Annotated in this window: 18 protein-coding genes and 3 pseudogenes; 1 reads left to right on the forward strand and 20 read right to left on the reverse strand. The window is 70.8% G+C overall.

Features of this window, described 5'->3' with window-relative positions; genetic code table 11:
* Positions 1 to 10 precede the first annotated feature (10 nt).
* The 6 genes and pseudogenes from carB to pyrR form a co-directional block, all read right to left on the reverse strand.
* Positions 11 to 3,318 (reverse strand): annotated as a pseudogene (gene carB, locus BM536_RS19425) (carbamoyl-phosphate synthase large subunit).
* Entirely contained in the window at positions 3,311 to 4,453 is a 1,143-nt protein-coding gene (carA, locus tag BM536_RS19430) for a glutamine-hydrolyzing carbamoyl-phosphate synthase small subunit (protein WP_073493496.1), read from the reverse strand. The pseudogene carB and the gene carA overlap by 8 nt, the downstream one beginning before the upstream one ends.
* Positions 4,450 to 5,069 (reverse strand): annotated as a pseudogene (locus BM536_RS19435) (PH-like domain-containing protein). Before BM536_RS19435 ends, carA begins: the two are co-directional and overlap by 4 nt.
* Positions 5,066 to 6,352, reverse strand: coding sequence for a dihydroorotase (locus BM536_RS19440; protein WP_073493494.1), 1,287 nt, complete (start codon positions 6,350 to 6,352; stop codon positions 5,066 to 5,068). The pseudogene BM536_RS19435 and the gene BM536_RS19440 overlap by 4 nt, the downstream one beginning before the upstream one ends.
* Positions 6,353 to 6,357: 5 nt before the next feature.
* A complete protein-coding gene (locus tag BM536_RS19445; RefSeq protein ID WP_073493492.1) occupies positions 6,358 to 7,338 on the reverse strand; it encodes an aspartate carbamoyltransferase catalytic subunit in 981 nt (326 codons plus the stop codon).
* 82 nt (positions 7,339 to 7,420) lie between these two features.
* Positions 7,421 to 8,095, reverse strand: coding sequence for a bifunctional pyr operon transcriptional regulator/uracil phosphoribosyltransferase PyrR (gene pyrR, locus BM536_RS19450; protein ID WP_245873656.1), 675 nt, complete (start codon positions 8,093 to 8,095; stop codon positions 7,421 to 7,423).
* Between the two features lie 254 nt (positions 8,096 to 8,349).
* Between pyrR and bldD the strand changes: the two genes are divergently transcribed.
* Positions 8,350 to 8,850 carry a transcriptional regulator BldD gene (bldD, locus tag BM536_RS19455; RefSeq protein WP_020128858.1) on the forward strand — a complete coding sequence of 167 codons (501 nt, stop codon included), beginning with the start codon at positions 8,350 to 8,352 and terminating at the stop codon, positions 8,848 to 8,850.
* 187 nt (positions 8,851 to 9,037) lie between these two features.
* Here bldD and nusB read toward each other — a convergent pair whose 3' ends face one another.
* The 14 genes and pseudogenes from nusB to BM536_RS19530 form a co-directional block, all read right to left on the reverse strand.
* Positions 9,038 to 9,469 (reverse strand): transcription antitermination factor NusB, encoded by a 432-nt coding sequence (nusB, locus tag BM536_RS19460; protein ID WP_073493490.1) that lies wholly within the window; start codon positions 9,467 to 9,469, stop codon positions 9,038 to 9,040.
* A 2-nt stretch (positions 9,470 to 9,471) separates the two neighbouring features.
* On the reverse strand, positions 9,472 to 10,038 hold the full coding sequence (gene efp, locus BM536_RS19465; protein WP_073493489.1) for an elongation factor P: 567 nt from the start codon (positions 10,036 to 10,038) through the stop codon (positions 9,472 to 9,474).
* 52 nt (positions 10,039 to 10,090) lie between these two features.
* Positions 10,091 to 11,197, reverse strand: coding sequence for an aminopeptidase P family protein (locus tag BM536_RS19470; protein ID WP_073493487.1), 1,107 nt, complete (start codon positions 11,195 to 11,197; stop codon positions 10,091 to 10,093).
* A gap of 117 nt (positions 11,198 to 11,314) precedes the next feature.
* Positions 11,315 to 12,194: pseudogene (locus BM536_RS19475) on the reverse strand (Pro-rich N-terminal domain-containing protein).
* A gap of 167 nt (positions 12,195 to 12,361) precedes the next feature.
* Positions 12,362 to 14,005 (reverse strand): 3-dehydroquinate synthase, encoded by a 1,644-nt coding sequence (aroB, locus tag BM536_RS19480; RefSeq protein ID WP_073497270.1) that lies wholly within the window; start codon positions 14,003 to 14,005, stop codon positions 12,362 to 12,364.
* Positions 14,002 to 15,186: a chorismate synthase gene (gene aroC, locus BM536_RS19485; RefSeq protein ID WP_073497272.1), complete on the reverse strand. Its 1,185-nt coding sequence runs from the start codon at positions 15,184 to 15,186 to the stop codon at positions 14,002 to 14,004. The genes aroB and aroC overlap by 4 nt, the downstream gene beginning before the upstream one ends.
* Positions 15,187 to 15,367: 181 nt before the next feature.
* Positions 15,368 to 16,222 carry a shikimate dehydrogenase gene (locus BM536_RS19490; RefSeq protein WP_073497273.1) on the reverse strand — a complete coding sequence of 285 codons (855 nt, stop codon included), beginning with the start codon at positions 16,220 to 16,222 and terminating at the stop codon, positions 15,368 to 15,370.
* Positions 16,223 to 16,226: 4 nt separating this feature from the next.
* Complete coding sequence (gene mltG / locus BM536_RS19495) at positions 16,227 to 17,915, reverse strand: endolytic transglycosylase MltG (protein ID WP_094103266.1); 1,689 nt, start codon at positions 17,913 to 17,915, stop codon at positions 16,227 to 16,229.
* Between the two features lie 122 nt (positions 17,916 to 18,037).
* On the reverse strand, positions 18,038 to 18,502 hold the full coding sequence (gene ruvX / locus BM536_RS19505; protein ID WP_094103267.1) for a Holliday junction resolvase RuvX: 465 nt from the start codon (positions 18,500 to 18,502) through the stop codon (positions 18,038 to 18,040).
* Positions 18,503 to 18,510: 8 nt separating this feature from the next.
* Complete coding sequence (gene alaS / locus BM536_RS19510) at positions 18,511 to 21,183, reverse strand: alanine--tRNA ligase (RefSeq protein WP_094103268.1); 2,673 nt, start codon at positions 21,181 to 21,183, stop codon at positions 18,511 to 18,513.
* Complete coding sequence (locus tag BM536_RS19515) at positions 21,183 to 21,530, reverse strand: hypothetical protein (protein ID WP_073497275.1); 348 nt, start codon at positions 21,528 to 21,530, stop codon at positions 21,183 to 21,185. The genes alaS and BM536_RS19515 overlap by 1 nt, the downstream gene beginning before the upstream one ends.
* A gap of 10 nt (positions 21,531 to 21,540) precedes the next feature.
* Complete coding sequence (locus tag BM536_RS19520; RefSeq protein WP_073497277.1) at positions 21,541 to 21,975, reverse strand: DUF948 domain-containing protein; 435 nt, start codon at positions 21,973 to 21,975, stop codon at positions 21,541 to 21,543.
* A 212-nt stretch (positions 21,976 to 22,187) separates the two neighbouring features.
* Positions 22,188 to 22,802 carry a 30S ribosomal protein S4 gene (gene rpsD, locus BM536_RS19525; protein WP_073497279.1) on the reverse strand — a complete coding sequence of 205 codons (615 nt, stop codon included), beginning with the start codon at positions 22,800 to 22,802 and terminating at the stop codon, positions 22,188 to 22,190.
* 302 nt (positions 22,803 to 23,104) lie between these two features.
* A complete protein-coding gene (locus BM536_RS19530) occupies positions 23,105 to 24,460 on the reverse strand; it encodes a replication-associated recombination protein A (protein WP_094103270.1) in 1,356 nt (451 codons plus the stop codon).
* Between the last annotated feature and the right edge of the window lie 26 nt (positions 24,461 to 24,486).

Consider the following 24,486-nt stretch of genomic DNA (forward strand, 5'->3'; position numbering starts at 1 on the left):
CTCGGGGCTGCTAGTCGCGGGCCGCGGTCAGACGCTCGGCGTGTTCCTGGAGGGAACACACCCCCACGTCGCCGTGGGTGAGGGCGTCGATGCCCTGGACGGCGGCGGCGAGCGCCTGGACCGTGGTCAGGCAGGGCACCGAGCGCGCCACCGCCGCCGTACGGATGTCGTAGCCGTCGAGGCGGCCACCGGTGCCGTACGGGGTGTTGACGATGAGGTCGACCCGGCCGTCGTGGATCAGCTGGACGATGGTCTTCTCGCCGTTCGGGCCCACGCCCTCGGACTGCTTGCGCACGACGGTGGCGTTGATGCCGTTGCGCCTGAGGACCTCGGCGGTGCCGGAGGTCGCGAGCAGCTCGAAACCGTGGGCGACCAGCTCGCGCGCCGGGAAGATCATCGAGCGCTTGTCGCGGTTGGCGACCGAGATGAACGCGCGGCCCTTGGTGGGCAGCGGGCCGTAGGCGCCCGCCTGCGACTTGGCGTACGCCGTGCCGAAGACGGAGTCGATGCCCATGACCTCGCCGGTGGAGCGCATCTCCGGGCCCAGGACCGTGTCGACGCCGCGGCCGGAGGTGTCGCGGAAGCGGGTCCACGGCATCACGGCCTCCTTGACGGAGATCGGCGCGTCCAGCGGCAGTTCGCCGCCGTCACCGGTCGCCGGGAGCAGTCCCTCGGCGCGCAGCTCGGCGATGGTCGAGCCCAGGGAGATCCGGGCGGCGGCCTTCGCCAGTGGCACCGCGGTCGCCTTCGAGGTGAAGGGGACGGTGCGGGACGCGCGCGGGTTGGCTTCCAGGACGTAGAGGATGTCGCCGGCCATCGCGAACTGGATGTTGATCAGACCGCGGACGCCCACCCCGCGCGCGATGGCCTCGGTGGAGGCCGCAGGCGCTTGATGTCGAAGCCGCCCAGGGTGATCGGGGGCAGGGCGCACGCCGAGTCGCCGGAGTGGATGCCGGCCTCCTCGATGTGCTCCATGACACCGCCCAGGTACAGCTCCTCGCCGTCGTAGAGGGCGTCGACGTCGATCTCGATGGCGTCGTCGAGGAAGCGGTCGACGAGGACCGGCCGGGTGGGGCTGATCTCGGTCGACTCGGCGATGTAGGAGGACAGCCGGGTCTCGTCGTAGACGATCTCCATGCCGCGTCCGCCGAGGACGTACGACGGCCGGACGAGGACCGGATAGCCGATCTCGTCGGCGATGGCCTTGGCCCCGGCGAAGGTGGTGGCGGTGCCGTGCTTCGGGGCCGGCAGTCCGGCCTCGGCGAGGACGCGTCCGAAGGCACCACGGTCCTCGGCCGCGTGGATGGCCTCGGGGGGCGTGCCGACGATCGGTACGCCGTTGTCCTTGAGCGCCTGGGCCAGGCCCAGCGGGGTCTGGCCGCCGAGCTGGACGATCACACCGGCGATCGGACCGGCCTGCGCCTCCACGTGGACGATCTCCAGCACGTCCTCGAGGGTCAGCGGCTCGAAGTACAGGCGGTCGGAGGTGTCGTAGTCGGTGGAGACGGTCTCCGGGTTGCAGTTGACCATCACCGTCTCGTACCCGGCGGCGGACAGCGCGAAGGAGGCGTGGACGCAGGAGTAGTCGAACTCGATGCCCTGGCCGATGCGGTTCGGGCCGGAGCCCAGGATGATGACGGCCGGCTTCTCGCGCGGCGCGACCTCGCTCTCCTCGTCGTAGGAGGAGTAGAAGTACGGCGTCTTCGCGGCGAACTCGGCGGCGCAGGTGTCGACCGTCTTGTAGACCGGGCGGATGCCCAGCGCGTGCCGGACCTCGCGGACGACGTCCTCGCGCAGGCCGCGGATCTCGGCGATCTGCTGGTCGGAGAAGCCGTGCCGCTTGGCCTCGGCGAGCAGGTCGACGTCGAGGCGGTCGGCGGCGGCCAGGTCGTCGGCGACCTCCTTGATCAGGAACAGCTGGTCGACGAACCAGGGGTCGATCTTCGTGTACGCGAAGACCTCCTCGGGGGTGGCGCCCGCGCGGATGGCCTGCATGACGGTGTTGATCCGGCCGTCGGTGGGACGGACGGCCTCCGTCAGGAGCCGCTGCTTGTCGCCGGGGTCGCCGACGAACGTGAACTGGCTGCCCTTCTTCTCCAGCGAGCGCAGCGCCTTCTGGAAGGCCTCGGTGAAGTTGCGGCCGATGGCCATGGCCTCGCCGACGGACTTCATGGTGGTCGTCAGCGTCGAGTCCGCGCTCGGGAACTTCTCGAAGGCGAAGCGGGGGGCCTTGACGACCACGTAGTCGAGCGTGGGCTCGAAGGAGGCCGGAGTCTCCTTGGTGATGTCGTTGGGGATCTCGTCGAGGGTGTAGCCGACGGCGAGCTTCGCCGCGATCTTGGCGATCGGGAAGCCGGTCGCCTTGGAGGCCAGCGCCGACGAACGCGACACCCGCGGGTTCATCTCGATGACGATGACCCGGCCGTCCTCGGGGTTCACCGCGAACTGGATGTTGCAGCCGCCGGTGTCCACGCCGACCTCGCGGATCACGGCGATGCCGATGTCGCGCAGGGTCTGGTACTCGCGGTCGGTCAGCGTCATCGCGGGCGCGACGGTGATCGAGTCGCCGGTGTGCACGCCCATGGGGTCGAAGTTCTCGATGGAGCAGACGACCACCACGTTGTCGTGCTTGTCGCGCATCAGCTCCAGCTCGTACTCCTTCCAGCCGAGGATGGACTCCTCGAGGAGCACCTCGGTGGTCGGCGAGAGCGTGAGGCCCTGGCCGGCGATGCGGCGCAGCTCCTCCTCGTCGTGGGCGAAGCCGGAGCCGGCGCCACCCATGGTGAAGGAGGGACGGACGACGACCGGGTAGCCGCCGAGCGTGTCGACGCCGGCGACGACCTCGTCCATGGTGTGGCAGATGACGGAGCGGGCGGACTCGCCGTGCCCGATCTTGCGGCGGACCTCCGCCACGACGTCCTTGAACTGGTCGCGGTCCTCGCCCTTGTGGATGGCCTCCACGTTGGCGCCGATCAGCTCGACGCCGTACTTCTCCAGGACGCCGTTCTCGGACAGCGAGATGGCCGTGTTGAGGGCCGTCTGGCCGCCCAGGGTGGGCAGCAGGGCGTCCGGCCGCTCCTTGGCGATGATCTTCTCGACGAACTCGGGGGTGATCGGCTCGACGTAGGTGGCGTCGGCGATCTCCGGGTCGGTCATGATCGTCGCCGGGTTGGAGTTGACGAGGATCACGCGCAGGCCCTCGGCCCGCAGGACGCGGCACGCCTGGGTGCCGGAGTAGTCGAACTCGGCGGCCTGTCCGATGACGATCGGGCCGGAGCCGATGACCAGGACGGACTGGATATCGGTGCGCTTAGGCACGCTGGCCCTCCATCAGGGAAACGAAGCGGTCGAACAGGTAGGCGGCGTCGTGCGGGCCCGCTGCCGCTTCGGGGTGGTACTGGACGGAGAAGGCCGGCTGGTCGAGCAGCTGGAGCCCCTCCACGACGTCGTCGTTGAGACAGACGTGGGACACCTCGGCGCGGCCGAACGCGGTGTCGCTGACCTTGTCGAGCGGCGCGTCCACGGCGAATCCGTGGTTGTGCGCGGTGACCTCGACCTTGCCGGTCGTACGGTCCTGGACCGGCTGGTTGATGCCGCGGTGGCCGTACTTCAGCTTGTAGGTGCCGAAGCCGAGGGCGCGGCCGAGGATCTGGTTGCCGAAGCAGATGCCGAACAGGGGCGTCCGGCGCTCCAGCACCTCGGTCATCAGCGCCACGGGACCGTCGGCGGTGGCCGGGTCGCCCGGACCGTTGGAGAAGAACACGCCGTCGGGACCGACCGCGTACACCTCGTCGGCCGTGGCCGTCGCGGGCAGCACATGCACCTCGATGCCGCGCTCGGCCATCCGGTGCGGGGTCATGCCCTTGATGCCGAGGTCGATGGCGGCGACGGTGAACCGCTTCTCGCCGACCGCCGGGACGACGTACGCCTCCCGGGTGGCGACCTCCTCGTAGAGGCTCGCGCCCTTCATGTGCGGCTGGGCCTGCACGCGCGCGAGCAGCTCGGGCTCGGCGGCGATCGCCTCGCCGGAGAAGATGCCGGCCCGCATGGAGCCGCGCTCGCGCAGGTGGCGGGTGAGGGCGCGGGTGTCGATGCCGGAGATGCCGACGACGCCCTGTCCGGCCAGCGCGTCGTCCAGGGAGCGGGTGGACCGCCAGTTGGACGGCACACGCGCGGGGTCACGCACGACGTAGCCGGAGACCCAGATGCGGCCCGACTCGTCGTCCTCGTCGTTCCAGCCGGTGTTGCCGATCTGCGGGGCGGTCGCCACGACGATCTGGCGGTCGTAGGAGGGATCGGTCAGGGTCTCCTGGTAACCGGTCATGCCGGTGGAGAACACCGCTTCGCCGAAGGTCTCCCCCACGGCCCCATAGGCACGGCCGCGGAAGATCCGGCCGTCCTCCAGGACGAGTACGGCGGGAGCTTTCGCGGCTCCCCTGGTGGAGGTCGTCATCGTGCGCCTTCCGTTTCCCTCTTGTTGATCATGGAGTTGATGGTGTCGACCCACTCGGTGTGCTCGGCCGCGTGGTCCGAGCGGAACCCGGAGTCGATCAGCCTGCCGCCGTGCTCCCAGGTCACCAGGAGCAGTCCGCCCTCGGCGAGGACCTTGCCGGCGATGCCCTTGCCGAGCACCGCCTCGCGCAGCGCGCCGGCCGGGACGAAGAAGTCGCTCGCGCCGGGGCGTACGACGTCCAGGCCCGCGTCCGTCAGGGTCAGCTCGACCCGACTGCGGGTGCCCAGGCCGTGCGCGACGATGCGGTCGAGCCACTGCCCGGCGGTGGTGGAGCCGTGGTAGCGGCCGCTCATCGTCAGTCTCGCCGCACCGGGGTCGGACGGCATTCCGGCCGGCGGCGGCTTGCCGTCGCCGTCGAGGGTGGTGGCGGGCGACGGGCGGGTGGGCAGCTCCGGCAGGTCGCTCTGGAGCGTGCCGCGCCACTTCCAGCCCTCGCGCATCAGCCAGTAGACGAGCGCGACGAAGAGGCCGAGGCCGACGACCCAGCCGATACGGGCGCCCAGTCGGTCACTTCGGCCGATTCCTTCTGGGCCGCGAGCAGGATTACAGGTGTCACGTGAGCTTCCCGTCGACGAGCGTGGCCTTGCCCCGGAGCCAGGTGTGCGTCACACGGCCCGGCAGCTCACGCCCCGCGTACGGGGTGTTCCGGCTGCGCGAGGCGAAGCCCGCGGGGTCCACCGACCCACGGTATGCCGTGTCGACGAGCGTGAGGTTGGCGGGCTCACCAGCCGAGACGGGGCGTCCGTGGCCCCCGGCCCGCCCGATGCGGGCGGGCGTGGACGACATCCGGTCGGCGACCCCCGCCCAGTCCAGCAGGCCCGTCTCCACCATCGTCTCCTGGACCACCGACAGCGCGGTCTCCAGGCCGACCATGCCCATGGCGGCGGCGGCCCACTCGCAGTCCTTGTCCTCGTGCGGGTGCGGGGCGTGGTCGGTGGCGACGATGTCGATCGTGCCGTCGGCGAGCGCCTCGCGCAGGGCGTGCACGTCACGCTCGGTGCGCAGCGGCGGGTTCACCTTGTAGACCGGGTCGTAGGAGCGCACCAGCTCGTCGGTGAGGAGGAGGTGGTGCGGGGTGACCTCGGCGGTGACGTCGATGCCGCGGGACTTGGCCCAGCGGACGATCTCGACGGACCCTGCGGTCGACAGGTGGCAGATGTGGACGCGGGAGCCGACGTGCTCGGCGAGCAGCACGTCCCGCGCGATGATCGACTCCTCGGCGACGGCCGGCCAGCCCCCGAGCCCCAGCTCGGCGGAGACGACGCCCTCGTTCATCTGGGCGCCCTCGGTCAGCCGCGGCTCCTGCGCGTGCTGGGCGACGACCCCGCCGAAGGCCTTCACGTACTCCAGGGCGCGGCGCATCATCACGGCGTCGTCGACGCACTTGCCGTCGTCGGAGAAGACGGTGACCCCGGCGGCCGACTCGTGCATGGCGCCCAGCTCGGCGAGCTTCCTGCCCTCCAGGCCGACGGTGACGGCGCCGATGGGCTGCACATCGCAGTAGCCGTGCTCCCTGCCCAGCCGCCAGACCTGCTCGACGACGCCGGCGGTGTCCGCGACGGGGAAGGTGTTGGCCATGGCGAACACGGCCGTGAAGCCGCCGCTGGCGGCAGCCCGGGTACCGGTCAGGACGGTCTCGGAGTCCTCGCGGCCCGGCTCGCGCAGATGGGTGTGCAGGTCGACGAGGCCCGGCAGCAGCACCTTGCCGTCGGCCTCGACGACCTCGGCGCCCTCGGCGGACAGCCCGCTGCCGACGGCCTCGACGACCTCGCCGTCGATCAGCACGTCCTGGGGCTCGCCGCCGAGCACCCGCGCACCACGGATCAGGATCTTGCTCATGGTCGTTACTTCTCCTCGGTGGTACGGGCGTGGGCGACGGCGGGTTCGTTCCCGCCCAGGAGCAGGTACAGGACGGCCATCCGGATCGACACTCCGTTGGCGACCTGTTCGACGACGGTGCAGCGGTCGGAGTCGGCGACCGCTGCGGTGATCTCCATGCCGCGGACCATCGGGCCGGGGTGCATCACGATGGCGTGTTCGGGCATCCGCGCCATCCGGTCGCCGTCGAGGCCGTAACGCCGTGAGTACTCGCGCTCGGTGGGGAAGAACGCGGCGTTCATCCGCTCCCGCTGGACGCGCAGCATCATCACCGCGTCGGACTTGGGCAGCGTGCTGTCGAGGTCGTACGACACCTCGCAGGGCCAGGTCTCGACGCCGACCGGCACCAGGGTGGGCGGGGCGACGAGGGTGACCTCGGCACCGAGCGTGTGCAGCAGGTCGACGTTGGAGCGGGCGACCCGGCTGTGCAGGACGTCGCCGACGATGGTGATGCGCTTGCCGGACAGGTCCCGGCCGAGCCCGGTGTCCCGGCCGACGAGCCTGCGGCGCATGGTGAAGGCGTCCAGCAGGGCCTGGGTGGGGTGCTGGTGGGTGCCGTCACCGGCGTTGATGACGGCGGCGTCGATCCAGCCGGAGGTGGCGAGGCGGTACGGCGCTCCGGAGGCGCCGTGCCGGATGACGACGGCGTCGACGCCCATGGCCTCCAGGGTCTGGGCGGTGTCCTTCAGGGACTCGCCCTTGGAGACGCTGGAGCCCTTGGCGGAGAAGTTGATGACGTCCGCGGACAGGCGCTTCTCGGCGGCCTCGAAGGAGATCCGGGTCCTGGTGGAGTCCTCGAAGAACAGGTTGACGATCGTGCGGCCGCGCAGGGTCGGCAGCTTCTTGATGGGCCGGTCCGCCACCCGGGCCATCTCCTCGGCGGTGTCGAGAACATGGACGGCGTCGTCGCGGGAGAGGTCGGCGGCCGAGATGAGATGACGCTGCATCTGTCAGGCTCCGTAAGACATGAGGGAGTTTTCGGGCATGCGGGCGCGTGGGGACACGCACTCGGGGGCGTACGTCGGAGTGCTAGTGCTGTGCGCCCGGGGCGGTCTGCTTGACACCGAGCAGCACGGTGTCGCGACCGTCCTCCTCGGCCAGCTGGACCTTGACCGTCTCCCGCAGTGACGTGGGGAGGTTCTTGCCGACGTAGTCGGCGCGGATGGGCAGTTCGCGGTGGCCGCGGTCGACGAGGACCGCGAGCTGCACCGCGCGGGGGCGCCCGATGTCGTTCAGGGCGTCGAGGGCGGCGCGGATGGTCCGGCCGGAGAAGAGCACGTCGTCGACGAGGACGACCAGCTTGCCGTCGATCCCGTCGCCGGGGATCTCGGTGCGGGCCAGCGCACGCGGCGGGTGCATGCGCAGGTCGTCGCGGTACATGGTGATGTCGAGGGAACCGACGGGGATCTTGCGGTCGGTGATCTGCTCGAGCTTGGCGGCGAGCCGGCGGCCGAGGAAGACGCCCCGGGTCGGAATGCCGAGGAGCACCACGTCGTCGGCGCCCTTGGCGCGTTCGACGATCTCGTGGGCGATGCGGGTCAGCACCCGCGCGATGTCGGGGCCTTCGAGAACGGGCCGCGCATCGGACTCCCGCGGTTCCTGCCGCGCGTCCCGCGGATCCTGCGAGCCCTGCGTGTGCTGAGGGCCCTGCGCGTGCTGAGAGCCTTGCGAGTCCCGCTTGTCCTGCTTGTCCTGCTTGTCCATATGAAACGGACCTCCTTCTCCGCCTCACGGGACGGACCTTAAAGGACGTCGGATTTGCGCCATCCACGGTAGCAGGCCGGGAGGGCGCCCCCGTTCACCCTATTGGCTCAATCGGCCACGGATACCACGGAAGAGTCGGTGTGGACCATTCGGCTTGACGCAGAAGAATCACGCTGCGTAACCTCACAGTGAGTTACCAGCCGCGCGGCATGGAAACCCAACCCAGTCGCGTCGACCCAGTGCCGGGGAGCTATATGTCCAGCGAATACGCCAAACAGCTCGGGGCCAAGCTCCGGGCGATCCGCACCCAGCAGGGCCTTTCCCTCCACGGTGTCGAGGAGAAGTCCCAGGGACGCTGGAAGGCGGTCGTGGTCGGTTCGTACGAGCGCGGCGACCGCGCCGTGACCGTGCAGCGCCTTGCGGAGCTGGCCGATTTCTACGGTGTCCCCGTGCAGGAACTGCTTCCGGGCACCACTCCGGGCGGGGCCGCCGAGCCGCCGCCGAAGCTGGTGCTGGACCTGGAGCGGCTGGCCCATGTGCCGGTCGAGAAGGCCGGTCCCCTCCAGCGGTACGCGGCCACGATCCAGTCGCAGCGCGGCGACTACAACGGCAAGGTGCTCTCGATCCGCCAGGACGACCTGCGCACGCTCGCCGTCATCTACGACCAGTCGCCCTCGGTCCTGACCGAGCAGCTGATCAGCTGGGGCGTGCTGGACGCGGACGCGCGTCGCGCGGTCTCCCACGAGGAGGGCTGAGCGCTAGCGGCGACTCAGCAGAAACGTACCGCCGGGGCGGCCGGACCGAGAGGTCCTGGCCGCCCGGCGGCTTTCTGCGGGCCTGTGGGGCCTCGGGGGCTCCCCCGGGACACCCGAGGGACCGGGAATGCCGGAGGGCCCGTGGACGTGCTGTCCACGGGCCCTCCGGCGTTGGCGGTACTACCTCTCACGCCTCCCGGCGCAGCGAGGGCTTGAGTTCCTTGAACCGGCCGAGCAGGCCGTTCACGAACGAGGGCGACTCGTCCGTGGAGAACTCCTTCGCCAGCTGCACCATCTCGTCGAGGACGACGGCGTCCGGGGTCTCGTCGACCCAGATCAGCTCGTACGCGCCGAGCCGCAGGATGTTGCGGTCGACCACCGGCATCCGGTCGAGCGTCCAGCCGACCGAGTACTGCGAGATCAGCTCGTCGATGCGCCGCTCGTGCTCGGCGTACCCCTCGACCAGCTGCATCGTGTACTCGCTCACCGGAGGCTGCCGGGTGTCGGCCCGGGAGAGCCGGATCCAGTCCGCGAGGACCGTCAGGACATCGGCGCCGCGCTGGTCGCCCTCGAAGAGGATCTGGAAGGCGCGCTTACGGGCCGTGTTGCGGGCAGCCACGGTTAGCTGTTCACCCGGCCGAGGTAGTCGCTCGTACGGGTGTCGACCTTGATCTTCTCACCGGTGGTGATGAAGAGCGGGACCTGGATCTGGTGACCGGTCTCGAGGGTCGCGGGCTTGGTGCCACCGGTGGAGCGGTCACCCTGGAGACCGGGCTCGGTCTCCTGGACGACGAGTTCGACGGCGGCCGGCAGGTCGACGAAGAGCACTTCGCCCTCGTGCTGCGCGACGGTGGCCGTGAAGCCCTCGATCAGGAAGTTGGCGGCGTCGCCGACAGCCTTGCGGTCGACCATGAGCTGGTCGTAGGTCTCCATGTCCATGAAGACGAAGTACTCGCCGTCCATGTAGGAGAACTGCATGTCGCGCTTGTCGACAGTGGCCGTCTCGACCTTGACGCCGGCGTTGAAGGTCTTGTCGACCACCTTGCCGGACAGCACGTTCTTGAGCTTGGTGCGCACGAAGGCCGGGCCCTTGCCGGGCTTGACGTGCTGGAACTCGACGACGGACCAGAGCTGGCCGCCTTCGAGCTTGAGCACCAGGCCGTTCTTGAGGTCGTTCGTGGAAGCCACGGTTGCGGAATCTCCTGGACTGACGTGGACGACCCCGGGGGCACGCACCTGCCTATAGTGCGAGCAGCTCCTTGGTCGTGATGGTGAGTAGCTCGGGTCCGCCGTCCGCCTCGGGGCGTACGACGAGCGTGTCATCGATCCGGACACCGCCCCGGCCCGGGAGGTGGACCCCCGGTTCGACGGTGACCGGCACGCAAGCGTCCAGTTTACCCATGGCCGCGGGACCCAACTGCGGGTCCTCCTCGATTTCGAGCCCCACACCGTGTCCGGTCAGTGCCGAAAGGCCCTCGGCGTACCCCGCGGAGTCCAGCACCTGGCGTGCGGCACGGTCCACGTCACGGTACGCGGCACCGGGTACCAGACTCTCGCGTCCGGCCCGCTGAGCGGCGAAGACGAGGTCGTACAGCTCGATCTGCCAGTCCGCGGGAGAGGTCCCGATGACGAACGTACGGCCGATCTCGCAGCGGTAGCCGCGGTACGTCGCCCCAAGACAGACGGAGAGGAAATCGCCCTCCTCCACGCGACGGTCGGTGGGCCGGTGCCCGCGCCGCCCCGAGTTCGGGCCCGTTCCGACGGAGGTGGTGAAGGCGGGGCCGTCGGCGCCGTGGTCGACGAGGCGGCGCTCCAGCTCCAGGGCCAGGTGGCGTTCGGTGCGGCCCACCAGGATGGACTCCAGCAGCTCGCCCAGGGCCTGGTCGGCGATCTCGGCACCGATGCGCAGACAGGAGATCTCCTCCTCGTCCTTGACGACCCGCAGCTGCTCGACGGCTCCGCCCAGGTCGGCGAGGCGCAGCCGGGGCGCGACGGACCGCAGGGCGCGATGACGGGCCACCGTGAGGTGGTGTTCCTCGACCGCCACGGAGTCGCCACCGCGGTCCATGAGGAAGCCCGCGGCGGCCACGGCGGGGTCGCCTCCGGAGTGGGACAGGACCCGGACCTTCAGGGCCTCGTCGGGCCGGCCCTCGTGGGGCCGGTCGTCGGGCGGGCCTGTGCAGACGAGGAGGTCCTCGTCCGCGCCCAGCAGCAGGACGGCGCCCTGGGGCGACGCACCCGCGAGGTATCTCACATTGGCGGGGCGGGAGATCAGCGCGCTCGCGCTGCCGCCGGCGCTGCATCGTTCCCTCAGCCGTTTGCGGCGAGCCGCGTACACCTCTGACATGAGTCGAGCGTAGGAGGAATGACCGGTTTGTGCCGGTTGGGCTGCGCCGAGAGGGGTGGACGGGAGGAGACAGCCCGCCCGAGACGGCTCTCCTTCCCCGGCCGCCACGCCCTCGGATCACCAGCTCGGTGGGCTCGCTATCGCCCTGGCCAGTACGTCGTCCAGGATGCGTGCCGTGGTCGGGACGTCGAGCTGGGAGTTGTCGATGATCGGGAGGCCGGAGCCGTACCAGCCGGCCATGCGGCCGTGGATGCGGGCGACCTCCTCGTCGGCGAGGCGGCGGTTGCCCGAGCGTTCCGCGTTGCGTTCGAGGACGACTTCCAGGCCGGGGAGCAGGACGACCGGGAGCAGACCCGGCCCGACGTGCCGCTTCCAGCCACCGAGTCCCACGGCCGGGCGGTCGGGGAAGATCGCGTCGTCCAGGATGCACGAGATGCCGTTGGCCAGGAAGTTGCGGGCGGCGAAGCCGCAGGTGCGGCGGGCCAGGCGGTACTGCGCCTCGGAGTGGTCGTTCCAGCCGGACTGGGGGTCGGCGAAGCCGGAGCGGACCCATTCACGGACGTCGTCGAGGCTGATGTGGGCGGTGGGCACCCGGCGGTGGTCGGCCCAGAACTTGGCGACGCTGGTCTTTCCCGCGCCGGCCGGGCCGATGAGCAGCACCGCGAGCGTCGTGGCCGTCGGGTCGGTGGCCGCCGGCGCGGGAGGCGCGCTCGGCATCCCGACGGGGCCGCCGGGGGGCAGCGGGACATGCCCGGTGACCTCACCGCCCGCCGGAGCGTGCCACGGGGGCGGAGAGTGCGGCGGAGCCGGGGGGTGCTGGAGGGGCCTGCGGCGCGGGCTGGCGCGGGCCCGAGGGCGGCCGGGCACGGGAGCGGGCTGGGGGGTGCCGCCCGGGCTGGTGCGGTCCCGGGTGTTGCGCGGCCGGCGACCAGCCGACGGCCGGTCCGTGCCCCGGCTGATGGGGCGGCGGCAGCGGAGAACCCACTGCGTGCTGCATCCGGTGCCACTCCGTCTCGTACAGGCGATTGACGCTGGCAGCGAGGGTGCGGCCCCTCACTTCCCACCGAACGGTACCGCCCCCCTGCCGTCCTTTGGTGAACGGCCGGGGGCGGTGTGAAGTGCCCGGTGCGCAAGGCGAATCGGACGGATGGGACCCCTGCGGACTTACTCGGCCACCTCGCCGTACGCGGCGAGCAGGACCGCCGGGTCGGGGCCTTCCAGGACGGTGGGCTTGGCCAGCCCGTCGAGGACGATGAAGCGCAGGAGGTCGCCGCGGGACTTCTTGTCGACCTTCATGTTCTCCAGCAGCCTGGGCCACTGGTCGTAGCGGTAGTGCAGCGGCAGCCCCACCGACTCCAGGACGGTGCGGTGGCGGTCGGCCGTGGCGTCGTCCAGCCGGCCGGCCAGGCGGCCCAGCTCGGCGGCGAAGTGCAGGCCGACCGAGACGGCGGCGCCGTGCCGCCACTTGTAGCGCTCGTTCTTCTCGATGGCGTGGGCGAGCGTGTGGCCGTAGTTGAGGATCTCCCGCAGGCCCGACTCCCTGAGGTCGGAGGAGACGACGTCCGCCTTGACCCGGATCGAGCGTTCGATCAGCTCCGCCGTGTGCGGGCCGGCCGGGGTGCGGGCGGCCTCGGGGTCGGCCTCGATGAGGTCGAGGATCACCGGGTCGGCGATGAAGCCGGCCTTGATGACCTCGGCGAGCCCGGAGACGTAGTCGTTGGCCGGCAGGGAGTCCAGCGCGGCCAGGTCGCAGAGCACGCCGGCCGGGGGGTGGAAGGCGCCGACGAGGTTCTTGCCCTCGGCGGTGTTGATGCCGGTCTTGCCGCCGACGGCCGCGTCCACCATGGCGAGCACGGTGGTCGGGATGGCGATCCAGCGCACCCCGCGCAGCCAGGTCCCGGCCACGAACCCGGCGAGATCGGTCGTCGAGCCGCCGCCGACGCCCACCACGACGTCCGTGCGGGTGAACCCGGACTGGCCGAGCGCCTTCCAGCAGTAGGCGGCGACCTCGGCGGTCTTGGCCTCCTCCGCGTTGGGCACCTGGATGGCGACCGCCTCGAAGCCCTGTTCGGCCAGGTCGGCGCGGAGCGCCTCCCCGGTGTCGGCGAGCGCCTCGGGGTGGATCACGGCGACCCGCTTGGCGCGGTCGCCGATCAGCCCGGCCAGCTCACCGAGGAGCTGACGCCCCACCAGCACCTCGTACGACTCGGAGCCGGCGCTGCCGCCGACCCGGATCCTTGTCACCTGGCTCGCCATGACGTCCTCCGGCCGGGGGTCCGGGAGTTGCCCCCCGGTCGATGCGGTCAACTCCAACGCGTCCAGTGCCGCCTGCGTGACCTCTTCGGGCGTACGGCCGTCCGTCGGCACGACCACCGTGGCGACCCCCTCGTACAGGTGCCGGCGGGCCTCCATCAGCTCGCGCCACTGCTTGCGCGGGTTGACGGCGAGCAGCGGACGGGCCGCGTTGAGGCCGGTGCGCTTCACGGCCTCCTCGACGTCCATCGAGAGGTAGACCACACGCTGCCCGGCCAGCAGGCCGCGCGTCTCCTCGTCGAGGATCGAGCCGCCGCCGAGCGCCAGGACGCCGTCGTGCTCGGCGAGCGCGCGCAGCACGGCCGCCTTCTCCACGGCGCGGAAGGCGGGCTCGCCCTCCTCGACGAAGATGTCGGCGATGGCTCGGCCCTGTCCGGCGACGATGTCGTCGTCGGTGTCCCGGTAGGCGACGCCGAGCCGGTCGGCCAGCTGCTGCCCGACGGTGGACTTGCCGACGCCCATCGGCCCGACCAGGACGACCAGCGGCCCGCTCATCGGATCGGGAGGTGGTCGAGGTACGACCGCACGTTGCGGCGGGTCTCGGCGACGCTGTCGCCGCCGAACTTCTCCGCGACGGCGTCCGCGAGGACGAGCGCGACCATCGCCTCGGCGACGATGCCGGCCGCCGGGACCGCGCAGACGTCGGAGCGCTGGTGGTGGGCCTGCGTCGCCTCGCCGGTGGCCACGTCCACCGTCCGCAGGGCGCGGGGCACGGTGGCGATCGGCTTCATGGCCGCGCGCACCCGCAGCAGCTCGCCGGTGGACAGACCGCCCTCGGTGCCGCCGGCCCTGCCGGAGGTGCGCCGGATGCCCTCGGGGGTGCTGACGATCTCGTCGTGCGCCTGCGAACCGGGCACGCGCGCGAGGCCGAAGCCGTCGCCGACCTCGACGCCCTTGATCGCCTGGATGCCCATGAGGGCACCGGCCAGCCGGGCGTCCAGCTTGCGGTCCCAGTGCACGTGCGAACCCAGGCCCACCGGCACGTCGTACGCGAGCACCTCGACGACGCCACCGAGGGTGTCACCGTCCTTGTGGGCCTGGTCGATCTCCGCGACCATCGCCTTCGACGCGTCCGCGTCCAGGCACCGCACCGGGTCGGCGTCCAGCTTCTCGACGTCGGCGGGGGTGGGGTACACGCCGTACGGCGCCTTGGCCGCGGCGATCTCCACGACGTGCGACACGATCTCGATGCCGGCCGTCTCCTTCAGGTACGACCGGGCGACGGCGCCCAGGGCGACGCGGGCGGCCGTCTCGCGCGCGGAGGCTCGCTCCAGGATCGGGCGGGCCTCGTCGAAGCCGTACTTCTGCATGCCGGCCAGGTCGGCGTGGCCGGGGCGGGGGCGGGTCAGCGGCGCGTTGCGGGCGAGCCCGGCGAGCACCTCGGGGTCGACCGGGTCGGCCGCCATGATCTGGTCCCACTTCGGCCACTCGGTGTTGCCCACCATGACCGCGACCGGGGAACCGAGGGTGAGTCCGTGACGGACACCGCCGAGGAAGGTCACCTCGTCCCGCTCGAACTTCATCCGCGCACCGCGCCCATAGCCGAGCCGGCGCCTCGCCAGATGGTCCGCCACCATGTCCGTGGTGATCGGCACGCCGGCGGGAAGGCCCTCCAGCGTCGCCACGAGTGCGGGACCGTGGGACTCCCCCGCGGTCAGCCAGCGCAACCTGCTCAACGGTGCTCCTCAGTCCTCGCGCCTGGTACTGCCCCGCGTACGCGCGTCCTCGCGTACGGCAACGGCGCGACCGGGTGCGCGACCCTGGTCCGCCACCCCCGATCCTCCCACGTCCGCGACACGGAACCGGCCGCCGGTCCATCTGGCGGACGGCCCCCCGGTCCCGGGTCCGACGATCCCGCTACCGGCGGGAGGCGAGCGCGTGCTCTCCCGCTTTGCGCATCGCGTCCACGGGGGCCGGGGCGCGCCCGGTCATCTGCTCCACCTGGAGCACCGCTTGGTGCACCAGCAGATCGAGGCCACTGACGACGGCGCCGCCGAACATCGACCAGCGGGCGGCCAGTTCGGTCGGCCAGGGGTCGTACAGCACGTCGAAGAGGGTGGTGGGCCGCTCCGGTACGGCGGTGGCGAGCGCGTCGGTGGTGCCGGCGGGCGTGGTGGCGATCACCAGCGGCGCGCGCAGTGCCTCGGCCGCGTCGTCCCAGTCGGCCGTACGGACGTCGACGTCGAGGCGCTCGCCCCACTGCCGCATCTCGGCGGCTCGGGCCCCGCTGCGCACATAGACCACGACCTCGCCGACGCAGACGCGGGACATCGCGGCCAGCGCCGAGGAGGCGGTGGCGCCGGCGCCCAGGATCGCGGCCGAGTCCACCTGCTCGACGCCGTGCTCGCGCAGGGCGGCGACCATGCCGGGGATGTCGGTGTTGTCGCCGACGCGGCGGCCGTCCTCGGTGAACACCAGCGTGTTGACCGCCTCGACGGAGGCCGCCGTCTCGCTGACCTCGTCCAGCAGGGGGATCACCGCGCGCTTGAGCGGCATGGTCAGCGACAGCCCCGCCCACTCGGCCCCGAGCCCCTCGACGAAGGAGGGCAGGGCCGCCTCGTCCACGTCGAAGCGGTCGTACGTCCACTCCGTGAGGTCCAGCGCCTGGTAGGCGGCGCGGTGCAGCACCGGGGAGAGGGAGTGCGCGACGGGGCTGCCGAGCACCGCGGCCCGGTGTCGGGAGGCGTGCTCGCCCCTGGTGATGTCGGTCATGACCTCAGTTACCGGCGCTCTCGTTGAACTTGTCCTTGAGCCGTTCGAATTCCGCGTAGGTCTTGGCGAACTCCGTCTTGTTCTCGCCGTCGGTCGCCACGAAGTAGATCCAGCCGTCGTTCGTCGGATTCAGCGCCGCCGTGAGTGCCTCGGCCCCCGGGTTTCCGATCGGTCCCGGCGGAAGGCCCTTCTGCGTGTACGTGTTGTACGGGTCCTGGTTGCTGTTGATCTCGGACTCGCTGATGTGGATGTTGCTCTCGTTCTTCAGGTAGTTGAAGGTCGAGTCGAACTGGAGCAGCTGGTTGGTCTCGGTGTTCGTCGGCTTGAGACGGTTGTAGATGACCTCCGCCATCTTGCGGAAGTCGTCGTGCGTCTTGCCCTCCGCCTGGACCAGGCTGGCGACCGTGATGACCTGGAGCGGGTTCTGCAGTTTCAGCGTCTCGGCCTTGGCGTCGAGGTCGTACTTGCCGTAGGCCGCGTCGGCCGCCCCGACCATCTCCTTGAGCACCGAGGCGGGCTTCATGCCCTTGGCCGCGGGATAGGTGCCCGGGAAGAGGAAGCCCTCCAGCGGGTCCTTGATGTCACCGCCGACGTTCGCCCAGTCGGGCAGGCCGAGGCTCTCGAAGTCCTTCTCGGCGACGTCCCTGGTGGTGCCCGCGGTGAGGCCGAGCTTGGTGTCGATCAGCTTGTAGACGGAGATGTTCCGCTGGCCGGGTGTGACCACCACGTTGGCCTGGCTCTTGGGGTCGAGCATCATCTCCACGGCGCTCTTCGCGGACATCTCCTTCTTGAGGATGTACGCGCCGGCCTGGATCTTGTCCCCGTCGCTGCTCGTGAAGGCGGACACGAAGGCGTCGACGCTCTTCACGACACCGGCGTCCTTCAGCCTGCGTCCGATCTCGACGCCGCCCGCGCCCTTGGGGATCTCGATGCTGACGGTCTGGCTGTTGCCGGCGCCCGCGTAGTCCGGCGCCGCGCCGTAACGATTCTGGTAGAACTGGTAGCCGAAATAGGTGACGCCGCCGAGACCGCCGCCGAACACCAGCAGGACGACCAGGCAGGCGCAGCCGTTGCGGCTCTTCTTGTCCTTCTTGGCGCCCTTGCCCCCGCGTCCGCGGCGGTCGCCGCGCCCCTCCGGCTCGTCGTCCTCCTCGTCGTCCGCCCCGCCGCCCGCGAAGAAGGCGTGCTCGCCCTGGTCGGGACCTGGGTCCCAGTCGGGCTGCTCGGCCTCCGGCTCGGGGCGCCTGCGGGCGGGCGGCTCCGGCGGCGGATACGCCTCCGGGGTGCCGTAGAAGTCGGGCTGCTCGGCACCGTAGGCCGCGGCCTGCTGGCCGTAGGGGTCACCGGGGTCGGCGGCGTACGGGACGTGCGCGTGGGTGCCGGTGCCGTCCCAGCCGCCCTCGTTGTAGGCCTGCTGGTTCGGCTGGCCGTACTGCTGCCCCTGGCCGGCGTACTGCTGCTGGTCGTAGGACTGCTGGTACTGCTGCTGGTCGTAGGGCGGCTGGGACCCGTCGTTGTTCCAGTCGCCGTACTCCTGCTGCGGCTGCTGCTGCGGGTGCTGGTGCTGCGGCTGGCCGCCGTAGGCAGGCTGATGGCCGGTGTGGTCCTGCTGCCCTTCCCATCCGACGTCCCCGTACAACGGGTCCTCCGGATGCCACGGTTCGGAGCCTGGGCCCCGGCCATACTCAGTCATCTATCCCCTAGAGCCGCGAGGCGGCGGTCGCGCGGCTGGTGGGCCCGGCTACCCTTCCGCCTCTTTCTGTGCGGTCGCTGTTCGAAGACCACCGCATCGCGCGGAACGTTACCGTATCGCGATCAGATGACCACTTCGACGCCCTCGCCCGGTGCCGAGCCTGACACCCGTTCGGATTCCAGGGCCTGCTGAAGGATGATCACAGCGGCGGCCTGGTCGATGACGGAACGTCCCTTCTTGGACTTCACGCCCGAGGCGCGCAGGCCCTGACCGGCCGTCACCGTCGTCATCCGCTCGTCGAGCAGCCGGACCGGGACCGGTGCGATGCCCTTGGCCAGCTCCTGGGCGAAGGCGCGCACCTTGACCGCGGCCGGGCCCTCGCCCCCCTTGAGGGAGCGAGGGAGCCCGACGACGACCTCGATCGGCTCGTACTCCTCGACGAGTTGCCCGAGTCGTCGGTGGGCCGCCGGGACGTCACGGCCGGGGACCGTCTCCACCGGGGTGGCGAGGATCCCGTCGGGGTCGCACGAGGCGACCCCGATCCGCGCGTCCCCGACGTCGATCGCGAGGCGGCGGCCCTTCCTCATCGGACGGCTCACTTGGCCGAATCCGCCACGAGTCGCTCGACGGCGTCGACGGCCTCGCCGACGGCGGCCGGGTTCTGGCCGCCGCCCTGGGCGACGTCGGGCTTGCCGCCACCGCCGCCGCCGAGGGTCTTGGCGGCCGTACGGACCAGGTCGCCGGCCTTGAGGCCGCGCTCGCGGGCGGCGTCGTTGGTGGCGATGACCGTGAGCGGCTTGCCGTTGTTCACCGTGAACAGGGCGACCACGGCGGCCCGTCCGCCCTGGATGCGGCCGCGCACGTCGAGAACCAGCCGGCGCAGGTCGTCCGGCGTGGTGCCGTCCGGCACCTGGCCGGTGACGACGGCGACCCCGCGGATGTCCTTGGCGGACTCCACGAGACCGGCGGCGGCCTGGAGGACCTTCTCGGCGCGGAACTTCTCGATCTCCTTCTCGGCGTCCTTCAGCTTGCCGAGCATGGCGGAGACCTTCTCCGGAAGCTCCTCCGGGCGGCCCTTGATCAGCTCCTGGAGCTGGGCGACGACCGTGTGCTCACGGGCGAGGAAGTTGTAGGCGTCGACACCCACGAGGGCCTCGATCCGGCGCACACCCGAGCCGATCGACGACTCGCCGAGCAGCTTCACCAGGCCCAGCTGGGCGGTGTTGTGCACGTGGGTGCCGCCGCACAGCTCCTTGGAGAAGTCGCCGATGGTCACGACGCGCACCCGCTCGCCGTACTTCTCGCCGAACTCGGCGATGGCGCCCTGCTTCTTGGCCTCGTCGAGGCTCAGGATCTCGGCGTGCACGTCAAGATCGCGGGCGAGGATCTCGTTGATCTTCTGCTCGACGTCGGTCATGACGGTCGTCGGGACGGCGGACGGGGAACCGAAGTCGAAGCGGAAGCGGCCGGGCTGGTTCTCGGAACCGGCCTGGGCGGCCGTCGGGCCGAGAGCGTCGCGCAGGGCCTGGTGCGTGAGGTGCGTGGCCGAGTGGGCGCGGGCGATGGCCGTACGGCGACGGCCGTCGATCGAGGCGTGGGCCTTGGCCCCGACGGTCACCTCGCCGAACTGGACGACGCCCTTGTGGACGTACACGCCCGGGACCGGCTTCTGGGTGTCGCGGACCTCGACGACGGCACCGGTGTCGACCTTGATACGGCCGGTGTCGCCGATCTGGCCGCCGCCCTCGGCGTAGAACGGGGTGCGGTCCAGGACGATCTCGACCTCGTCGCCCTCGGTGGCGGCCGGGGAGGAGACGCCGTCGACGAGGATGCCGACGATCGTGGTCTCGCCCTCGGTGTCGGTGTAGCCGATGAAGTCGGTCTCACCGGCCTTGTCGGCGATCTCGCGGTAGGCACCGACACCGGCGTGGCCGGTCTTCTTGGCCTGGGCGTCGGCCTTGGCCTGGTCCCGCTGCTGCTTCATCAGGCGGCGGAAGCCGTCCTCGTCCACGGAAAGGCCCTGCTCGGCGGCCATTTCGAGGGTGAGGTCGATGGGGAAGCCCCAGGTGTCGTGGAGCAGGAAGGCCTTGTCGCCGGCGAGGACCCCGCCGCCGGACTGCTTGGTCTCGGTGATGGCCGTGTCGAGGATGTTGGTGCCGGCCTTGAGCGTCTTGAGGAAGGCGTTCTCCTCGGCGACGGCGACCTTCTCGATGCGCTCGCGGTCGGTGACCAGCTCGGGGTACTGCTGGCCCATCATGGCGATGACGGTGTCGATGAGGTCCTTGACGACCGGGCCGGTGGCGCCGAGCAGGCGCATGTTGCGGATGGCGCGGCGCATGATGCGGCGCAGGACGTAACCGCGGCCCTCGTTGCCGGGGGTCACGCCGTCGCCGATGAGCATCACCGAGGTGCGCATGTGGTCGGTGACCACGCGCAGGGAGACGTCCGAGTCGTGGGCGTCGCCGTACTCGACGCCGGTCAGCTCGGTGGCCTTCCTGATGACGGCCATGGAGGTGTCGATCTCGTACATGTTCTGCACGCCCTGCAGAATCATGGCGAGGCGCTCCATGCCGAGGCCCGTGTCGATGTTCTGGCTCGGCAGGTCGCCCAGGATCTCGAAGTTGTCCTTGCCGATGCCCTCGCCGCGCTCGTACTGCATGAAGACGAGGTTCCAGATCTCCACGTACCGCTCGTCGTTGACGGCGGGGCCGCCCTCGACGCCGAACTCGGGGCCGCGGTCGTAGTTGATCTCGGAACAGGGGCCGCAGGGGCCGGGGACGCCCATGGACCAGTAGTTGTCCTTCATGCCGAGGCGCTGGATGCGTTCCGTCGGCACTCCGACGACCTCGTGCCAGATGCGCTCGGCCTCGTCGTCGTCCTTGTAGACGGTGATCCAGAGCTTCTCCGGCTCCAGGCCGTAACCACCCTTGTCCTGGGGCGTGGTGAGCAGCTCCCAGGCGTACTTGATGGCGCCTTCCTTGAAGTAGTCGCCGAAGGAGAAGTTGCCGCACATCTGGAAGAACGTGCCGTGACGGGTGGTCTTGCCGACCTCTTCGATGTCGGGCGTGCGCACGCACTTCTGCACGCTGGTGGCGCGCTGGAAGGGCGGCTTGACCTCACCCAGGAAGTAGGGCTTGAAGGGCACCATGCCGGCCGGGACGAGGAGCAGAGTCGGGTCGTCCGCGATGAGCGACGCCGAAGGGACGACGGTGTGCCCGCGCTCCTCGAAGAAGCTCAGCCAGCGGCGGCGGATCTCGGCCGACTCCATCAGTGGTCCTCATTCCGGTTGTACGAGTCCGTCGTGTCGTCGACGTACTTCGGCTTGCTGGGGTTGTTCTCGATGGCGGGGTACCGCCGGGGCGCGGGGAGTTCGGGGTTCGCGTGGAGGCCGAGCGCGTCTCCCAGTTCGGCCTCCCGCTGGGCCATGTTGTCGCGGACGTCGAGCGCGAAGCCGACCGCGCGGTCCTTGAGGCGCGCTCCCGTCTCGAGGGCCTTGTTGGCCGCGGTCGCGGCGAGGCTCTCGGGGGTCAGCTGCCTCAGCTTGCGGTTGACCTTGGTGGTGGCCCAGACACCGGCGGCGACACCGGTGGAGAACCAGAAGGTACGACGGAACATCGCTTGGGTCTCAGTCCTTCTTCCGCTTGCCCCACCGCGGGGCCGGTACGGTCCGGCCCACGATCACGGTGCGTCGGGGCGCCTTGGCGGGCACGTCTTCCTTGCGGCCGCCGAGGGCCCGGCGTACGCCGTAGCCGAAGGCGGCCACCTTCACCAGGGGTCCGCCGAAGGTGGAGGCGACCGTGGTGGAGAGCGCGGAGGCGTTCGAGGTGACCTCCTGGACGTCCGAGGCGATCGCGTCGACCCGGTCGATCTGGGTCTGTGCCGAGCGGACCGCCGCGGACGCGTCGGCCAGCAGCGGAACAGCCCTGTCGGTCACGTCCGCGACCAGCTTGGTGGTCGCCCTGAGCGTCTGGGCCAGTCTCGCCAGCGCGACGGCGAGGAAGGAGACCAGGATCGCCCAGAACACGGCCACCAGGATGCCGGCCACCTCTCCACCGGACACTGCGCACCCGCTCCCTGAAACGTGCCTGTACATCGGAAAAGTTGTGCACCGAGCCTATCGCGCCGCCGGTACCGGTCCGAACCGGATTAACGGGCGGCGCGGACCGCGCCGCCGCGGCGCTCCCGGACATGCGCGAACCCGCCGCCCCGCCCGCCCGGAAGGGCTGGGGGGACGGCGGGTTCGGACACAGAGGTCCTACGGCCGCGGAAGGATCAGCGGGCGTAGTACTCGACGACCAGCTGCTCGTCGCAGATGACCGGGATCTCCTTGCGGTTCGGCTCGCGGTCCAGGCGGAAGGCCAGGGCGCGGAGGTTCACCTGGAGGTAGCGCGGGGTCTCGCCGTCGGGGGCGAAGCCACCCTCACGGGCGACCGCGAAGAGGGTCTTCTCGCGGCTGCGCTCGCGGACCATCACGACGTCGTCGGGACGGACGCGGAACGAGGGCTTGTCGACCTTCTGGCCGTTGACCTCGATGTGGCCGTGGACGACCATCTGGCGGGCCTGGTAGATCGTGCGGGCGATGCCCGAACGCAGGACCAGCGCGTCGAGGCGACGCTCCAGCTCGATGATCAGGGCCTCACCGGTCTTGCCCTGGACCTTGGAGGCACGCTCGTAGGCGCGGACGAGCTGGCGCTCGGACACGTCGTACTGGGCGCGCAGACGCTGCTTCTCGAGCAGACGGACCTTGTAGTCCGAGTTCTGCTTGCGGCCGCGGCCGTGCTCACCCGGCGGGTAGGGGCGGGCCTCGAAGTACTTGACGGCCTTCGGGGTCAGCGCGATGCCGAGGGCACGCGACTTCTTGACCTTGGGACGGGGCTGGTTAGCCACGATCTCTCACTTTCGAAAATTTTCGGCTTGTCAGAGTCGAGGGAGGTCGCATCCGCAGCCGGGGAAACCCGTCGGGTCCGCGTGGGACCTGTCGGGCAGCCGCTCCCCTGGTCTGGGCACATACGTGCAGCACGCGAGTGGCCCACCGACCTGTACCGGAACCCCGGTTGGTGGTGGGCTGCCCGCGACACCTTCGAAGGTGCGCGACGCTCCTGGAGCCGGCCCGAAAGCGACCGGGCTCCGGCTGACTGTCCCGTTCTGACAGCACAGGACGCAGCACTTCGGACGAGTTTACAGGGTGCTCAGTCCCGCTTGCGACCGAGGTGCTTCCTGGTCCACTCCACGGCGTCCGCGTACCGCGCCTCCGCGCCGTGCCGGGTCGGCTCGTAGTACTCGCGGTCCTTGATGGCGTCCGGGGCGTACTGCTGGCCGGCGATGCCCTCGGGCAGGTCGTGCGGGTAGACGTACCCCTGCGCGTGCCCCAGCTTGGCGGCCCCCTTGTAGTGCCCGTCCCGCAGATGCGCCGGCACGGGTCCGGCCAGCCCCTTGCGCACGTCGGCCAGGGCGGCGCCTATCGCGGTCGTCGCGGCGTTCGACTTGGGGGCGAGGGCCAGGGCGATCGTGGCGTGGCTGAGGGTGAGGGCGGCCTCCGGGAAGCCGATCATGGCGACGGCCTGGGCGGCGGCGACCGCGATCGGCAGGGCGCCCGGGTCGGCCAGGCCGATGTCCTCGCTGGCGGAGATCATCAGGCGGCGGGCGATGAACCGGGGGTCCTCGCCGGCCTCGATCATGCGGGCCAGGTAGTGCAGGGCCGCGTCGACGTCGGAGCCGCGGATCGACTTGATCAGGGCGCTGGCCACGTCGTAGTGCTGGTCGCCGTCGCGGTCGTACTTCACGGCGGCCCGGTCGACCGTCTCCTCCAGGGTGGCGAGGGCGATCTCCGTCTCGCCCTTGTCCAGGGCGGCCCCGGCGGCGGCCTCCAGGGCGGTGAGGGCGCGGCGGGCGTCACCTCCGGCGATGCGCAGGAGGTGGGCCTCGGTGTCCTCGGGGAGGGCGACGGCGCCCTTGAGGCCGCGCTCGTCGGTGACGGCCCGCCGCAGCAGGCCCCGCAGGTCGTCGTCGGTGAGGGGTTCGAGGGTGAGGAGGAGGGAGCGGGAGAGCAGCGGTGAGATGACGGAGAAGAACGGGTTCTCCGTGGTGGCCGCGATCAGGGTGACCCAGCGGTTCTCGACGGCGGGCAGGAGGGAGTCCTGCTGCGCCTTGCTGAAGCGGTGGATCTCGTCGAGGAAGAGGACGGTCTCCTTGCCGTAGCCACCGGCGGCGCGGCGGGCGCCGTCGATGACGGCACGGACCTCCTTGACACCGGCGGTGATCGCCGACAGTTCGACGAAGCGGGCGTCGGTGGCCTTGGAGACGACGTAGGCCAGCGTGGTCTTGCCGGTTCCGGGCGGCCCCCAGAGGATCACCGAGGACGGACCGGCCGGGCCCTTGGCGCTCTCGCCGACCAGGCGTCGCAGCGGTGAGCCCGGCTTCAGCAGGTGCTGCTGGCCCACCACCTCGTCGAGGGTGCGCGGGCGCATCCGGACGGCCAGGGGGCTCCCGGCGGGGTCCTTCTCCTGGCGTTCTTCGGCTGCGGCGGTGAACAGATCGGGCTCCACGCTGAAACCCTAGTTCACCGCACCGA

This window comes from Streptomyces phaeoluteigriseus (assembly GCF_001896135.2).
Lineage (GTDB): Bacteria > Actinomycetota > Actinomycetes > Streptomycetales > Streptomycetaceae > Streptomyces > Streptomyces phaeoluteigriseus.

Excerpts from the sequence above, each read along its gene's own strand:
- carA (WP_073493496.1), bottom strand. The coding sequence starts at position 4,453 with ATGACGACCTCCACCAGGGGAGCCGCGAAAGCTCCCGCCGTACTCGTC.
- BM536_RS19440 (WP_073493494.1), bottom strand. The coding sequence starts at position 6,352 with ATGAGCAAGATCCTGATCCGTGGTGCGCGGGTGCTCGGCGGCGAGCCC.
- BM536_RS19445 (WP_073493492.1), bottom strand. The coding sequence starts at position 7,338 with ATGCAGCGTCATCTCATCTCGGCCGCCGACCTCTCCCGCGACGACGCC.
- pyrR (WP_245873656.1), bottom strand. The coding sequence starts at position 8,095 with ATGGACAAGCAGGACAAGCAGGACAAGCGGGACTCGCAAGGCTCTCAG.
- bldD (WP_020128858.1), top strand. The coding sequence starts at position 8,350 with ATGTCCAGCGAATACGCCAAACAGCTCGGGGCCAAGCTCCGGGCGATC.
- BM536_RS19470 (WP_073493487.1), bottom strand. The coding sequence starts at position 11,197 with ATGTCAGAGGTGTACGCGGCTCGCCGCAAACGGCTGAGGGAACGATGC.
- aroB (WP_073497270.1), bottom strand. The coding sequence starts at position 14,005 with ATGAGCGGGCCGCTGGTCGTCCTGGTCGGGCCGATGGGCGTCGGCAAG.
- BM536_RS19490 (WP_073497273.1), bottom strand. The coding sequence starts at position 16,222 with ATGACCGACATCACCAGGGGCGAGCACGCCTCCCGACACCGGGCCGCG.
- mltG (WP_094103266.1), bottom strand. The coding sequence starts at position 17,915 with ATGACTGAGTATGGCCGGGGCCCAGGCTCCGAACCGTGGCATCCGGAG.
- ruvX (WP_094103267.1), bottom strand. The coding sequence starts at position 18,502 with ATGAGGAAGGGCCGCCGCCTCGCGATCGACGTCGGGGACGCGCGGATC.
- alaS (WP_094103268.1), bottom strand. The coding sequence starts at position 21,183 with ATGGAGTCGGCCGAGATCCGCCGCCGCTGGCTGAGCTTCTTCGAGGAG.
- BM536_RS19515 (WP_073497275.1), bottom strand. The coding sequence starts at position 21,530 with ATGTTCCGTCGTACCTTCTGGTTCTCCACCGGTGTCGCCGCCGGTGTC.